We start from the raw sequence: 13721 nt of genomic DNA on the forward strand, positions 1-13721 counted from the left end.
TGGTCAAGACCAATGACCACCATGTCCGAACAGTCCCGTTTGCGCCCACCGGCCTTGCCTCGAAGGCAAACCCGGAAAGAACCGGCCGCGCGGCACCGCCCCGCCCCAAGATCGCCTGTAAGGCCGCCTACGATTGACCCCGTGCGTACCCCCTTCTCCCTGCTCGCCGAACGCTGGCAGCCGTCCGCCGCCATGGTCCGGCGCGCCGCGTTCACCGCGCTGGTGATGAGCGTGGTGATCGTCGTGACCGGCGGCGCCGTCCGGCTCACCGCCTCCGGCCTCGGCTGCACCACCTGGCCCCGCTGTACCGACGAGAGCCTGACGCCGACGCCCGAGATGGGCTTCCACGGCATCGTCGAGTTCACCAACCGGATGCTCACCTATGTGCTGAGCGCCGCGGTCGGCTGGGCGATCCTGGCCGCCCGCTGTCACCGGCCCTGGCGGCGAAGCCTGACCAAGCTGGGCTGGGCGCAGTTCTGGCTGGTGATGAGCAACGCCGTACTCGGCGGCATCACCGTGCTGACCGGCCTCAACCCGTACACGGTGGCGCTGCACCTGATCGCCGCGATGGGCCTGGTCTGGGTCGCGCTGCTGATGTGGGAGCGGACGAAGGAGGGCGACGGCCCGCCGCGGCCGGCGGTGGCCCGCCCGATCGTCCAGCTGTCGTACGTCCTGGTCACCGTGATCGGCCTGCTGGTGGCGGCCGGGACGCTGGTGACCGGCGCAGGCCACCACCCGGGGACGCCCAAGGACAACAAGCTCGTCCCCCGGATCCCGATCGACTACGACCGGCTCACCCAGGTCCACGCCGACCTGGCGTTCGTCTCGGTCGGCCTGGCGATCGCGGTGATCTTCGTCTTCGCCGCCGTGAAGGCCCCGCCGGCCGCCCGCGCCCGGGCCCGCGAGCTGTTCGCGGTGCTGCTGGTCCAGGGCGTGCTCGGCTTCGTCCAGTACTTCACCGACGTGCCGGAGATCCTGGTCGGCCTGCACATGCTGGGCGCCACGCTGACCTGGATCGCCGCGCTGCGCATCCCGCTGGCGCTGCGGGTCCGCGAGGACGCGCCCGCCACCCCGCTGCCGGCCCAGGCCCAGACCCAGGCCCCGCAGGCCGCCACGGTCTGAGGCGGCCGACAGGCGGCCGGCGAGCGGCCGGAACGGCAGTACGGCCCGGGCCCCCGAAGCGGGGCCCGGGCCGTCGCCGTACGCGGGATCAGCCGAGCTGGATGCCGGCCATCCGCTTCCACTCGTACGGGCCGGTCTTCACCCGGAGGCCCAGCTCGCCCTCGAAGCTGTCGTGCAGGGTCACCCCGGCCAGTTCGGCGGCCCGGCGCCCGACGGCGTAGCTCGGGGCGACCTGGTCGCCCCAGGCGCCGTCCGCGCCGACCACCACGATCCGGGTGCCGATGGAGCCCATGTACTCGACGACGCCGTCGGCGCTGCCGCCGTGCTGCCGGGCGAAGCTGCTGAGGTGCTTGGCGATGCGCTTGGCGCGGCGCTCGGCGCGGGCGTCCGGCGCGGCGGTGGTGGCGGTCTCTGCGCTGCTCATGCCCGCATGCTACCCATCGGTAGCGGAGCTGGCGACGGGAGCGGGCTGTGCACCGGGCCACATACTGGAACGGTGACCTTCCAAGGCTGGCCGGCCGAGGCGCTCGACTTCTACGAGCACCTGGAGGCCGACAACTCCAAGACCTTCTGGCAGTCCCACAAGGCCCGGTACGAGCAGGCCGTCCGCGAGCCGATGGAGCGGCTGCTGGCCGAGCTGGAACCCGAGTTCGGGCCGGGAAAGATCTTCCGGCCCAACCGCGACGTCCGGTTCAGCGCCGACAAGTCCCCGTACAAGACCCACATCGGCGCCCATCTGGCGGCCGGCGGCTACATCCAGCTCTCCGCCGACGGCCTGGCCTGCGGCAACGGCCTCTACCAGCTGGCGGCCGACCAGTTGGAGCGCTACCGGGCGGCCGTCGCCGAGGACGTCGGCGGCGCCGAGCTGGAGCGGGTGATCGCCCGGGTCCGCGCGGCCGGCCCCCAGGTCGTCGGCCGGGACAGCCTGAAGTCCGCCCCGCGCGGCTACCCCAGGGACCACCCCAGGATCGAGCTGCTGCGCCACAAGGGGCTGATCGCCTGGCAGGAGTGGCCGCCCGCCGAGTGGCTCGGCACCCGGGCCGCCCACCGCCGGATCACCGGCTTCCTGCGCGCCTCCCAGCCCCTCAAGGACTGGCTGGACGGCCACGTCGGGCCGAGTGGTCTGCCGCGCCGCTGAACGGACCGCCGAACGGCCGCGCAAGAACGCCGAAGGGCCCCGGTCGACGACCGGGGCCCTTCGGGTGCGGCTCCTACTTCTACTTCACGAACGGATCCACCGCGATCACCACGAACAGCAGCGTCAGATAGGTGATCGACCAGTGGAACAGGCGCATCTCCTTCAGCTTGGCGCCCACCACCCCGGCCTTGGCGCGGGCGTACAGCCCGTGCGCCTCCTTCAGCCAGGCCGCGCCCAGCAGCACCGCCGAGACGGGGTACAGCCAGCTGGTCTCCGCCAGCGGCCACAGCGCCAGCGAGACGGCGACCATGACCCAGGAGTAGATGACGATCTGCTTGGCGACCGCCAGGTTGCCCTTGATCACCGGCAGCATCGGCACGCCGGCCCGCTCGTAGTCCTCGCGCACCTTCATCGACAGCGGCCAGTAGTGCGGCGGCGTCCAGAAGAAGATGACCAGGAAGAGCACCAGCGCCGACCAGGACACCGAGTTGGTGACCGCCGCCCAGCCGACGAACACCGGCATGCAGCCGGCGATCCCGCCCCAGACGATGTTCTGCGCGGTGCGCCGCTTCAGGCCGAGCGTGTAGACGAAGACGTAGAACAGCAGCGCCGACAGCGCCAGCAGCGACGACAGCGCATTGACGAAGTAGGCCAGCCAGACCGTGGAGCCGATCGCCAGCGCGATGCCGAAGACCAGCGCCTCGCGCGGCGACACCATGCCGGTGACCAGCGGCCGCCGCTCGGTCCGCGACATCACCGCGTCGATGTCGCGGTCGATGTACATGTTCAGCGCGTTGGCGCCGCCCGCCGAGAGGTAGCCGCCGATGACGACCTCCAGCACCAGCAGCGGATCCGGAACACCGCGCTGCGCCAGGAACATCACCGGCACGGTGGTGATCAGCAGCAGTTCGATGATCCGAGGCTTGGTCAGAGCGACGAATGCGCCGACACGGGCCCCGAACGGCCGGTGCGCAGGCGTCGCCCCGGTGACCCCGGCGGGACGGGATTCGACGGCGGTCACTAACACCCCAACTGAAGATGAACCTTCGCAGGCGTCCACCGGAACAAAGTTCCCGAATCGTCCGCCCTGCGCGTACCACGCCACCTTAGACGCTCCATATCTCCCCACCGGCTCCGGGGTCCCCCGGCGGGGCGGATCGCACACCCCCGGGTGAACCCCGCCGCGGTGGCCTGGACGGATGCCTCCGCGGCCCTCCGGAGGCCGGAACTCCCCCGTCCGCGCGCCGGGGAGGCAAACCGCCCGAACCTGGGCGAGGCTGGACACAGACTCTGTCCACCCGGACGGGGAATGGTGGCCCGGACACGTGGGTTGTGCAACCACGGAGGGTGAGCCCCGGCCCGGACGGTAGGCTCGCACGAAGAAGCGGGATCTACCCTCCGTGACCGGCACCACCCAAGCGTCGGGCCACAGCGACGTGGCCGACCCGGTCCCCTTCACGGGGTCACTCTTCACAACGGAAGGAGCCCTGAGACAGGGTGAGCACGACGCCGACGAATGCATTCGAGTGGTCCGAGCTGGACGAGCGGACGGTGGACACTGCCCGTGTGCTGGCCATGGACGCGGTCCAGAAGGTCGGCAACGGACACCCCGGGACGGCCATGTCGCTGGCCCCCGCGGCGTACCTGATCTTCCAGCGCTTCCTGCGCCACGACCCGACCGACCCGGCCTGGGTGGGGCGCGACCGCTTCGTCCTCTCCCCCGGGCACACCAGCCTGACCCTCTACACCCAGCTCTACTTCTCCGGCTACGGCCTGGAGCTGGACGACCTCAAGGCCTTCCGGGTCGCCGGCAGCCGCACCCCGGGCCACCCCGAGCACGGCCACACCGCGGGCGTCGAGACCACCACCGGCCCGCTCGGCCAGGGCATCGCCAACGCCGTGGGCATGGCGATGGCCGCCCGTTTCGAGCGCGGTCTGTTCGACCCGGACGCCCCGGCCGGCGAGTCCCCCTTCGACCACACCATCTGGGCCATCGTCTCCGACGGCGACCTGGAGGAGGGCATCTCCGCCGAGGCCTCCTCGCTCGCCGGCCACCAGAAGCTCGGCAACCTGGTCGCGCTCTACGACGACAACCACATCTCGATCGAGGGCGACACCGAGACGGCCTTCTCCGAGGACGTCCTCAAGCGCTACGAGGCGTACGGCTGGCACGTTCAGCGGGTCACCCCGAGGTCCAACGGCGACATCGACGTGGCCGCCCTCGCCGAGGCGCTGGACGCGGCCAGGGCCGAGACCTCCCGCCCGTCGATCATCGCGATGCGCACCATCATCGCCTGGCCCGCCCCGGACGCGCAGAACACCGCCAAGGCGCACGGCTCCGCGCTCGGTGCCGCCGAGATCGCCGCCACCAAGAAGGTCCTGGGCTTCGACCCGGAGAAGACCTTCGAGGTCAGCGACAAGGTCATCGAGCACGCCCGCCTGGTGATCAAGCGCGGCAAGGCCGCCCGCGGCGAGTGGGAGCAGTCGTTCAACGCCTGGCGCGCCGCCCACCCGCAGCGCGCCGCCGAGTTCGACCGCATCCAGGCCGGCGAGCTGCCCGAGAGCTGGAAGAAGTCCGTCCCGGTCTTCGAGTCCGGCAAGGAGGTCGCCACCCGCAAGGCCAGTGGCGAGACCCTCAAGGCGCTCGGCGCGGTGATCCCGGAGCTGTGGGGCGGCTCGGCCGACCTCGCGGAGTCCAACCTCACCACCATCGACGAGGAGAGCTCCTTCCTCCCCGAGGGCAACCCGCTGAAGAGCGCCAGCCCGTACGGCCGGACGATCCACTTCGGCATCCGCGAGCACGCCATGGGCTCGACCATGAACGGCATCGCGCTGCACGGCCGGACCCGCGTGTTCGGCGGCACCTTCCTGGTCTTCGCCGACTACATGCGCCCGGCCGTCCGCCTGGCCGCGCTGATGAAGCTGCCGGTCACCTACGTCTGGACGCACGACTCGATCGGCCTCGGCGAGGACGGCCCGACCCACCAGCCGGTGGAGCACCTGGCCTCGCTGCGCGCCATCCCGGGCCTGTCCATCGTCCGCCCGGCCGACGCCAACGAGACGGCCGTCGCCTGGCGCACCGTCATCGAGCGGCAGACCAGCCACCCCGGCCCGGTCGGCCTGGCGCTCACCCGCCAGAACGTCCCGACCTTCGACCGCGAGGTGTTCGCCTCCGCCGAGGGCACCGCGAAGGGCGGCTACATCCTGGCCGAGGCCTCCAACGGCGTCCCGCAGGTGATCCTGCTCGGCACCGGCTCCGAGGTCCAGCTGGCCGTCAAGGCCCGCGAGGTCCTGGAGGCGGAGGGCATCGCGACCCGCGTGGTCTCGGTGCCGTCCTTCGAGTGGTTCCAGGAGCAGGACCAGGCCTACCGCGACAGCGTGCTGCCGCCCACCGTCAAGGCCCGGGTGTCGGTCGAGGCCGGCATCGCCCAGGGCTGGCGCGAGCTGGTCGGCGACCACGGCCGGATCGTCTCGCTGGAGCACTTCGGCGCCTCCGCCGACTACAAGGTGCTGTTCCAGGAGTTCGGCCTGACCGCCGAGGCCGTGGTGGCCGAGGCGCACAACGCGCTGCGCTCGCTCGAGGCCGTCAACCGCTGACGGCCCTTGGCCGGGGGTGCCCGACCGCACATCGGGCCCCCCGGCCGGTCTGACGACCCCACAGACAGACAGACAAAGAGAAGTAAGGACTGAAGCACCATGACTGACGCACTGAAGCGCCTCAGCGACGAAGGCGTGGCGATCTGGCTGGACGACCTCAGCCGCAAGCGGCTGAACACCGGCAACCTCGCCGAGCTGGTGCAGAACAAGCACGTGGTGGGTGTCACGACCAACCCCACCATCTTCCAGAAGGCCATCGGCGGCGGCGACAGCTCCTACGACGGCCAGCTGCGCGACCTCGCCGTCCGCAAGGTCACCACCGACGAGGCCGTCCGCATGATCACCACCTCGGACGTGCGCGACGCCGCCGACGTGCTGCGCCCGGTCTACGACGCCTCCAACGGCCGCGACGGCCGGGTCTCCATCGAGGTCGACCCGCGGCTGGCCCACGAGACCGCCGCCACCATCGCCGAGGCCAAGCAGCTGTGGTGGCTGGTCGACCGCCCGAACGTGTTCATCAAGATCCCCGCCACCAAGGCCGGCCTGCCCGCGATCGCCGAGGTCATCGGCAAGGGCATCAGCGTCAACGTCACGCTGATCTTCTCGCTGGAGCGCTACCGCGCGGTCATCGACGCCTACCTGACCGGCCTGGAGGCCGCCAAGGCCAAGGGCCTGGACCTCTCCCAGATCGAGTCGGTCGCCTCCTTCTTCGTCTCCCGCGTGGACACCGAGATCGACAAGCGCCTCGACAAGATCGGCGGCGAGGCCCGGCAGCTGCGTTCCAAGGCCGCCCTGGCCAACGCCCGCCTCGCCTACCAGGCGTACGAGGAGGTCTTCGGCAGCGTCGACGGCAAGACCGCCGGCAGCGACCGCTGGACGTCCCTGGAGGCCGCCGGCGCCAAGCCGCAGCGCCCGCTCTGGGCCTCCACCGGCGTCAAGGACCCGGCCCTGCCGGACACCCTGTACGTCACCGAGCTGGTCGCCCCGGGCACCGTCAACACCATGCCCGAGGCCACCCTGAACGCCACCGGCGACCACGGCGTGATCACCGGCGGCACCATCGTCCCCAACTACGCCGACGCCAAGGCCGTGATGGACGCCATCGCCGCCGCCGGCGTGGACTACGACGACGTGGTCCAGGTGCTGGAGGACGAGGGCGTCGAGAAGTTCGAGCAGTCCTGGAACGAGCTGCTCGACACCGTCACCGCCTCGCTCGCCTCCTTCGCCGACGAGAAGTGACCCCCGCTCACAGCCAGCGCACGAAAGCGGAGCCCCTTCAGTGAGCACTGACTACCCCGAGTTGACGTCCGAATCGGACGCCGGCGATGGTCCGCCGGCCCCCGTCAACCCGCTTCGTGACCCCGCCGACCGACGGCTCCCGCGCATCGCGGGGCCGTCCGGTCTGGTCATCTTCGGAGTCACCGGCGACCTGTCCCGCAAGAAGCTGATGCCGGCCATCTACGACCTGGCCAACCGCGGTCTGCTGCCGCCGGGCTTCTCGCTCGTCGGCTTCGCCCGGCGCGAGTGGGACGACGAGGACTTCGCCAAGGAGGTCCACGACGCCGTCCGGGACCATGCCCGGACCCCGTTCCGCGAAGAGGTCTGGCAGCAGCTCGCCAAGGGCATGCGCTTCGTCCACGGCACCTTCGACGACGACGACGCCTTCGACAAGCTCCGCGAGACCATCGAGGAGCTGGACAAGGCGCAGGGCACCGGCGGCAACTTCGCCTTCTACCTCTCCGTCCCGCCGAAGTTCTTCCCGACCGTCGTCCAGCAGCTGAAGAAGCACGGTCTGGCCGATCCGCCCTCCTCGCCCGCCAACGGGCAGGAGGGGCCCAGCAGGGCTTCCTGGCGGCGCGCCGTCATCGAGAAGCCCTTCGGCCACGACCTGGAGAGCGCCCAGGAGCTGAACCGGATCGTCCACGAGGTCTTCCCCCGGGACGAGGTCTTCCGGATCGACCACTACCTGGGCAAGGAGACCGTCCAGAACATCCTGGCGCTGCGCTTCGCCAACCAGATGTTCGAGCCGATCTGGAACCGGTCGTACGTCGACCACGTCCAGATCACGATGGCCGAGGACATCGGCATCGGCGGCCGCGCCGGCTACTACGACGGCATCGGCTCGGCCCGGGACGTCATCCAGAACCACCTGCTGCAGCTGATGGCGCTCACCGCCATCGAGGAGCCGGCGTCCTTCCACCCCAAGGCGCTGGTGGCCGAGAAGCTCAAGGTGCTCAGCGCCGTCAAGCTCCCGGCCGACCTCGGCCGGCACACCGTGCGCGGCCAGTACGCGGCCGGCTGGCAGGGCGGCGAGGAGGTCGGCGGCTACCTCGACGAGGACGGCATCGACCCGGACTCCAAGACCGACACCTACGCGGCCATCAAGCTGGAGATCAACAACCGCCGCTGGGCGGGTGTGCCGTTCTACCTGCGCACCGGCAAGCGGCTCGGCCGCCGGGTCACCGAGATCGCGGTGGTCTTCCAGCGCGCCCCGTACCTGCCGTTCGACTCCTACGCGACCGAGGAGCTGGGGCAGAACGCCCTGGTCATCCGGGTCCAGCCGGACGAGGGCGTGACGGTGCGGTTCGGCTCCAAGGTGCCGGGCACCTCCTTCGAGGTCCGCGACGTCACGATGGACTTCGCCTACGGCGAGTCCTTCACCGAGTCCAGCCCGGAGGCGTACGAGCGGCTCATCCTCGACGTGCTGCTCGGCGACGCCAACCTGTTCCCGCGCCACCAGGAGGTCGAGCTCTCCTGGCAGATCCTCGACCCGATCGAGCGGTACTGGGACACCCACGGCAGGCCCGCCCAGTACCCGGCCGGGACCTGGGGCCCCGCCGAGGCGGACGAGATGCTCGCACGAGACGGCAGGAGCTGGCGCCGGCCATGAAGATCGACCTCACGGACACCACGTCCAGCAAGATCAACGCAGCCCTGATGGAGGCGCGCCGGATCAGCGGCTCCACCGCCGCCGGCATGGTGCTCACCCTGGTGATCGTGACCGACGAGGGCAGCGCGTACGACGCCCTCAAGGCCGCCAACGACGCCTCCCGCGAGCACCCCTCGCGCACCCTGGCGGTCATCAAGCGCGCCGGGCGTTCGCCCCGGGCCCGCGCCGAGACCCGTCTGGACGCCGAGATCCTGGCCGGCTCGGACGCCGGCTCCGGCGAGACGGTCATCCTGCGCATGCACGGCGAGCTCGTCGCGCACGCCCAGTCGGTCGTCCTGCCGCTGCTGCTGCCGGACGCCCCGGTGGTGGTCTGGTGGCCCGAGAACTCCCCCGCCCACCCCGCGCAGGACCCGCTGGGCTCGATCGCCCAGCGCCGGATCACCGACGCCGTCACCGCCGAGTCCCCGGTCGGCCAGCTCGCCCAGCGGGCCCAGAGCTACACCCCGGGCGACACCGACCTGGCCTGGACCAGGATCACCGGCTGGCGCTCGATGCTGGCCGCCGCGCTGGACCAGCGGCCCGCCAGGATCACCTCCGCGGTGGTCGAGGGCGAGTCCTACAACCCCAGCGTGGAGCTGCTCGGCCTCTGGCTGCACAACCGGCTGCACGTGCCGGTCGAGCGGGTCGTCACCGGCGGCCCCGGCATCACCGCGGTGCACCTGCGCACCGCGGACGGGGACATCACCCTGGACCGCCCGGACGGCCTGATGGGCACCCTCTCGATGCCCGGCTCCCCGGACCGCCAGGTGGCGCTCAAGCGTCGTGAGACGTCCGAGCTGATCGCCGAGGAGCTGCGCCGGCTCGACCCGGACGACATCTACGCCACGGCCGTACGCACCCCCGTGGAGCGGCTGCGCGAGCCGGCCAACGCCGAGACGGCGGCGGCCGAGAAGGTCGCCCACGCGATCGCCGAGGCCACCGTCGCCGAGGCCACCGTCGCCAACCCGGCCCGGGTGACGGCCGCGGTGCTCACCGCGGAGAAGGCGGCTGCGGAGAAGGCGGCTGTGGAGAGCGCGGCCCCGGCCGCGGAGCCTGCGGCGGCGAAGAAGGCCCCCGCCAAGGCGGCCAAGCGCACCACCAAGCGGAGCGACTCGTGACCGCCGCCACCCCGCAGCTGGTCGTCCACCGGGACAAGGAGCTGATGGCGCAGGCGGCCGCGGCCCGGCTGATCACCCGGATCGTGGACGCCCAGGCCGCCCGCGGCACCGCCTCGGTGGTGCTCACCGGCGGGCGCAACGGGAACGCCCTGCTGGCCGCCATCGCCGCCTCCCCGGCCCGGGACGCGGTCGACTGGGCCCGGCTGGACCTCTGGTGGGGCGACGAGCGTTTCGTGCCCTCCCAGGACCCCGAGCGCAACGCCGTCCAGGCCCGCGCGGAGCTGCTGGACGCCGTTCCGCTCGACCCGGCGCGGGTGCACGAGATGCCCGCCTCGGACGGCGTGGACGGCTCGGACGTGGAGGCCGCCGCGGCCCGCTACGCCGAGGAGCTGGCGAAGGCCGCCGGGCCGGGCGACCGGCTCGGCGTGCCCTGCTTCGACGTGCTGCTGCTCGGCGTCGGCCCGGACACCCATGTCGCCTCGCTCTTCCCCGAGCACCCGGGCGTACGGGAGACCGAGCTGACGGTGATCGGTGTCCGCGGTGCGCCCAAGCCCCCGCCGACCCGGATCTCGCTCAGCCTCCCGGCCATCCGGGAGGCCCGCGAGGTCTGGCTGCTGGCGGCGGGCGAGGACAAGGCCGACGCCGTCGCGGTGGCGCTGTCCGGCCCCGGCGAGATCCAGGCGCCCGCCTCCGGCGCGTACGGGCGGGGCCGCACCCTGTGGCTGCTCGACCGCGCCGCGGCGGCGCAGATCCCGCCGCAGCTGTACCCGCCCGCCTCGGCCTGACGGCCGGGCAGGAAACGCCGAAGGGCGTCACCGTTCGACGGTGACGCCCTTCGGCGTTGGACCGGGTACCGGCCCCGGGCTCAGATCTCGCCGCGCAGCTTGGCCAGCGCCTCGGCGAGGATCGCCTCGCCGTCGGCGTCGGTGCGCCGCTCGCGGACGTAGGCGAGGTGGGTCTTGTACGGCTCGTTGCGCGAGGGAGCCGGTGGGTTGTGCTCGTCCTGACCGGCCGGAAAGCCACAGCGCGGGCAGTCCCAGGTGTCCGGGATGACGGCCTCGGCGGCGAAGCTCGGGCGGGTCTCGTGCTTGTTGGCACACCAGAAGGAGATCCGGTTGCGCGGGGCGGACTCGCCGCGCTCCGCCTCGCCCATCGGGCCGGCTCCGACCCTGCTGCCACGGATGGCATTGCCACTTGCCACGGTCTGACTCCCTGCGTGCTGGTGCGCCGACCCGCCGCGGTGCGCGTCGGTGGCGAAGTCGTCCTAGTGTAAGCAGCAGTTAAGGTTCCACCACCACCGCATCCGCCCCGGCCGCTCCCAGGATAGGCGCTGGGGCGACGGGGCGTCAGGAATACCTCAGCTCTTGTACTTCAGCACCAGGCCGAGCACGATGATGCAGGCGAACCAGGCGCCGCCGACGATGATCGTGATGCGGTCGAGGTTGCGCTCGGCCACCGCCGAACCGCCACCGGTGGACATCGCGCCGCCACCGAACATGTCGGACAGGCCGCCGCCCTTCCCCTTGTGCAGCAGCACCAGGAGGATCATCAGCAGGCTGAAGATGATCAGGGCAATCGAGAACCCGATAACCACGACGGGACCAACTCTCTCGTATCTTCGGCGAAGGGGCCGGGCCGCGTACGGCGGTCCGGCCCCAAAGCCTACGTTGCTGCGGCGGCGTTAGCCTACTGCCTGGTCACGGTAGCGCACGATCTTGACGAACTCGTCGGCGTCCAGGGAGGCACCGCCGATCAGGCCGCCGTCGATGTCCGGCTTGGCCATCAGGCCGGCCGCACTGGAGGACTTGACCGAACCGCCGTACAGCACACGGACCTTGTCGGCCAACTCGGCGCTGTACAGCTCGGCGATCCGCCGACGGATGGCCGCGCAGACCTCCTGGGCGTCCTCCGGGGTGGCCACCTCGCCGGTGCCGATCGCCCAGACCGGCTCGTAGGCGACCACGATCGACTCGGCCTGGTCGGCCGGGACGTCCTGCAGGCCGCCGTCGAGCTGGGCCAGGGTGTACTCGACGTGGGTGCCGGCCTTGCGGATCTCCAGCGGCTCGCCGATGCACAGGATCGGGGTGATCCCGCTGCGGTAGGCGGCCTTGACCTTGGCGTTGACGATCTCCTCGTTCTCGCCGTGGTACTGCCGGCGCTCCGAGTGGCCGATCACCGCGTAGGTGCACTTCAGCTTGGACAGCATCGGGCCCGAGACCTCACCGGTGTACGCACCGGAGTCGTGCTTCGAGATGTCCTGCGAGCCGTACTTGATCTTCAGCTTGTCGCCGTCGACCAGGGTCTGCACCGAGCGCAGATCGGTGAACGGCACCAGGACGGCGACCTCGACGGCCTGGTAGTCCTTGTCGGCCAGCGCGAAGGCCAGCTTCTGGGTGTGCTGGATGGCCTCAAGGTGGTTGAGGTTCATCTTCCAGTTGCCCGCCATCAGCGGGAGACGCTCAGTCATTGCCTCAGCCTTCCAGGGCGGCGAGACCGGGAAGGGTCTTGCCCTCCAGGTACTCAAGGCTGGCGCCACCGCCGGTCGAGATGTGCCCGAACTTCGTTTCGTCGAAGCCCAGGATGCGGACGGCCGCGGCGGAGTCGCCGCCACCGACCACGGTGAACGCGTCGCTGTCGAGCAGGGCCTGCGCGACGGCCTTGGTGCCCTCGGCGAAGGCCGGGTGCTCGAAGACGCCCACCGGACCGTTCCAGAACACCGTCCGGGCGTCGGCCAGCTTCGCCGCGAACAGCTCGCGGGTCTTCGGGCCGATGTCCAGGCCCTCCTTGTCGGCGGGGATCTTGTCCGCGTCGACGATCTCGAAGTCCTCGACCGGGGCGTGCGTCCTGGTGTCCGGGAAGCTCCCGGAGATGGCGACGTCCACCGGCACCACGAACTCGACGCCGTTCTCCTCGCCGCGCTTCAGGTAGTCCAGGACCGTCGGGATCTGGTCCTTCTGCAGCAGCGAGATGCCGACCTCGTGGCCCTGGGCCGCGAGGAAGGTGTACGCCATGCCGCCGCCGATCAGGATGCGGTCGGCCTTGCCGAGCAGGTTGTCGATCACGCCGACCTTGTCGGACACCTTGGAGCCGCCGAGCACGACCACGTACGGGCGCTCGACCTCCTCGGTGAGGCGCTTGAGCACGCCCACCTCGGTGGCGATCAGGTCACCGACGGCGTGCGGCAGGCGGGCCGGCAGGTCGTACACCGAGGCGTGCTTGCGGTGCACCGCGCCGAAGCCGTCGCCGACGTACAGGTCGGCCAGCTCGGCCAGCCGGTCGGCGAAGGCGCCGCGCTCGGCGTCGTCCTTGCTGGTCTCACCGGCGTTGAAGCGCAGGTTCTCGAGCAGCGTGACCTCGCCGTCGGCCAGGGCGGCGACGGTGGCCTTCGCGCTCTCACCCACGGTGTCGGTCGCGAAGGACACCGACCGGCCGAGGATCTCACCAAGGCGGACGGCCACCGGTGCGAGGGAGAACTGCGGGTCCGGCTCGCCCTTGGGGCGGCCGAGGTGGGAGGCGACGACGACCTTCGCACCGCGCTCGACGAGCTTGGCGATGGTCGGGGCGACGGCGCGGATCCGGCCGTCGTCGGTGATCGTGCCGTCGGACAGCGGGACGTTCAGGTCCGCACGGACGAACACGCGCTTGCCGACGACGTCGAGGTCTTCGATGGTCTTCACAGGTCTCCGGGTCTCCTGGGGAGATGTGGTGCAGAGGGGCGGCACTGCACCGGGCCGCCGAGGGGTGAGGGAGCGCAGAGCGAGGGCCCGGATGGCCGCACACGCCGTCCGGGCCCTCACCCCTACATCACGTCAGCTCC

Annotated in this window: 13 protein-coding genes; 7 read left to right on the forward strand and 6 right to left on the reverse strand. The window is 71.2% G+C overall.

The window, feature by feature from the left end; translation table 11 throughout:
- Nucleotides 1-132: 132 nt before the first annotated feature.
- Nucleotides 133-1122, forward strand: a complete 990-nt coding sequence (locus ACIQIB_RS13045; protein ID WP_400757885.1) for a heme A synthase — start codon at nucleotides 133-135, stop codon at nucleotides 1120-1122.
- Nucleotides 1123-1210: 88 nt separating this feature from the next.
- On the opposite strand, the gene ACIQIB_RS13050 is transcribed toward ACIQIB_RS13045, so the two are convergent.
- On the reverse strand, nucleotides 1211-1546 hold the full coding sequence (locus ACIQIB_RS13050) for a hypothetical protein (protein WP_363611976.1): 336 nt from the start codon (nucleotides 1544-1546) through the stop codon (nucleotides 1211-1213).
- A 72-nt stretch (nucleotides 1547-1618) separates the two neighbouring features.
- Here ACIQIB_RS13050 and ACIQIB_RS13055 point away from each other — a divergent pair, with 72 nt between their 5' ends.
- A complete protein-coding gene (locus tag ACIQIB_RS13055; protein ID WP_363611974.1) occupies nucleotides 1619-2260 on the forward strand; it encodes a DUF2461 domain-containing protein in 642 nt (213 codons plus the stop codon).
- 79 nt (nucleotides 2261-2339) lie between these two features.
- Here ACIQIB_RS13055 and ACIQIB_RS13060 read toward each other — a convergent pair whose 3' ends face one another.
- The gene (locus tag ACIQIB_RS13060; RefSeq protein WP_363611972.1) at nucleotides 2340-3281 is read right to left on the reverse strand and encodes a heme o synthase; all 942 of its coding nucleotides are present in this window, start codon (nucleotides 3279-3281) and stop codon (nucleotides 2340-2342) included.
- 476 nt (nucleotides 3282-3757) lie between these two features.
- Between ACIQIB_RS13060 and tkt the strand changes: the two genes are divergently transcribed.
- The 5 genes from tkt (at nucleotide 3758) to pgl (ending at nucleotide 10689) form a co-directional block, all read left to right on the forward strand.
- On the forward strand, nucleotides 3758-5857 hold the full coding sequence (tkt, locus tag ACIQIB_RS13065) for a transketolase (protein ID WP_363611970.1): 2100 nt from the start codon (nucleotides 3758-3760) through the stop codon (nucleotides 5855-5857).
- Nucleotides 5858-5956: 99 nt separating this feature from the next.
- Complete coding sequence (gene tal / locus ACIQIB_RS13070; RefSeq protein WP_400757851.1) at nucleotides 5957-7096, forward strand: transaldolase; 1140 nt, start codon at nucleotides 5957-5959, stop codon at nucleotides 7094-7096.
- A 61-nt stretch (nucleotides 7097-7157) separates the two neighbouring features.
- Nucleotides 7158-8747, forward strand: a complete 1590-nt coding sequence (zwf, locus tag ACIQIB_RS13075) for a glucose-6-phosphate dehydrogenase (protein WP_363612024.1) — start codon at nucleotides 7158-7160, stop codon at nucleotides 8745-8747.
- Nucleotides 8744-9904, forward strand: a complete 1161-nt coding sequence (gene opcA / locus ACIQIB_RS13080; protein ID WP_400757853.1) for a glucose-6-phosphate dehydrogenase assembly protein OpcA — start codon at nucleotides 8744-8746, stop codon at nucleotides 9902-9904. Before zwf ends, opcA begins: the two co-directional genes overlap by 4 nt.
- Nucleotides 9901-10689: a 6-phosphogluconolactonase gene (pgl, locus tag ACIQIB_RS13085; RefSeq protein ID WP_363611964.1), complete on the forward strand. Its 789-nt coding sequence runs from the start codon at nucleotides 9901-9903 to the stop codon at nucleotides 10687-10689. The genes opcA and pgl overlap by 4 nt, the downstream gene beginning before the upstream one ends.
- An 80-nt stretch (nucleotides 10690-10769) precedes the next feature.
- Here the strand turns inward: pgl and ACIQIB_RS13090 are convergent, their stop codons facing one another.
- From ACIQIB_RS13090 to ACIQIB_RS13105, 4 genes are all read right to left on the reverse strand, one after another.
- Complete coding sequence (locus ACIQIB_RS13090) at nucleotides 10770-11057, reverse strand: RNA polymerase-binding protein RbpA (RefSeq protein ID WP_030308030.1); 288 nt, start codon at nucleotides 11055-11057, stop codon at nucleotides 10770-10772.
- A gap of 204 nt (nucleotides 11058-11261) precedes the next feature.
- On the reverse strand, nucleotides 11262-11498 hold the full coding sequence (gene secG / locus ACIQIB_RS13095) for a preprotein translocase subunit SecG (RefSeq protein ID WP_363611962.1): 237 nt from the start codon (nucleotides 11496-11498) through the stop codon (nucleotides 11262-11264).
- A gap of 87 nt (nucleotides 11499-11585) precedes the next feature.
- On the reverse strand, nucleotides 11586-12371 hold the full coding sequence (gene tpiA, locus ACIQIB_RS13100) for a triose-phosphate isomerase (RefSeq protein ID WP_363611960.1): 786 nt from the start codon (nucleotides 12369-12371) through the stop codon (nucleotides 11586-11588).
- A gap of 4 nt (nucleotides 12372-12375) precedes the next feature.
- On the reverse strand, nucleotides 12376-13581 hold the full coding sequence (locus ACIQIB_RS13105; RefSeq protein WP_363611958.1) for a phosphoglycerate kinase: 1206 nt from the start codon (nucleotides 13579-13581) through the stop codon (nucleotides 12376-12378).
- Between the last annotated feature and the right edge of the window lie 140 nt (nucleotides 13582-13721).

Origin of the sequence: Kitasatospora sp. NPDC092286 (assembly GCF_044755565.1) — a bacterium.
In the GTDB taxonomy this organism is placed as follows: Bacteria; Actinomycetota; Actinomycetes; order Streptomycetales; family Streptomycetaceae; genus Kitasatospora.

What these genes read in the sequence shown, in the direction of transcription:
- opcA (WP_400757853.1), top strand. Translation starts at nt 8,744, where the DNA reads ATGAAGATCGACCTCACGGACACCACGTCCAGCAAGATCAACGCAGCC.
- tpiA (WP_363611960.1), bottom strand. Translation starts at nt 12,371, where the DNA reads ATGACTGAGCGTCTCCCGCTGATGGCGGGCAACTGGAAGATGAACCTC.
- ACIQIB_RS13090 (WP_030308030.1), bottom strand. Translation starts at nt 11,057, where the DNA reads ATGGGCGAGGCGGAGCGCGGCGAGTCCGCCCCGCGCAACCGGATCTCC.
- tal (WP_400757851.1), top strand. Translation starts at nt 5,957, where the DNA reads ATGACTGACGCACTGAAGCGCCTCAGCGACGAAGGCGTGGCGATCTGG.
- ACIQIB_RS13050 (WP_363611976.1), bottom strand. Translation starts at nt 1,546, where the DNA reads ATGAGCAGCGCAGAGACCGCCACCACCGCCGCGCCGGACGCCCGCGCC.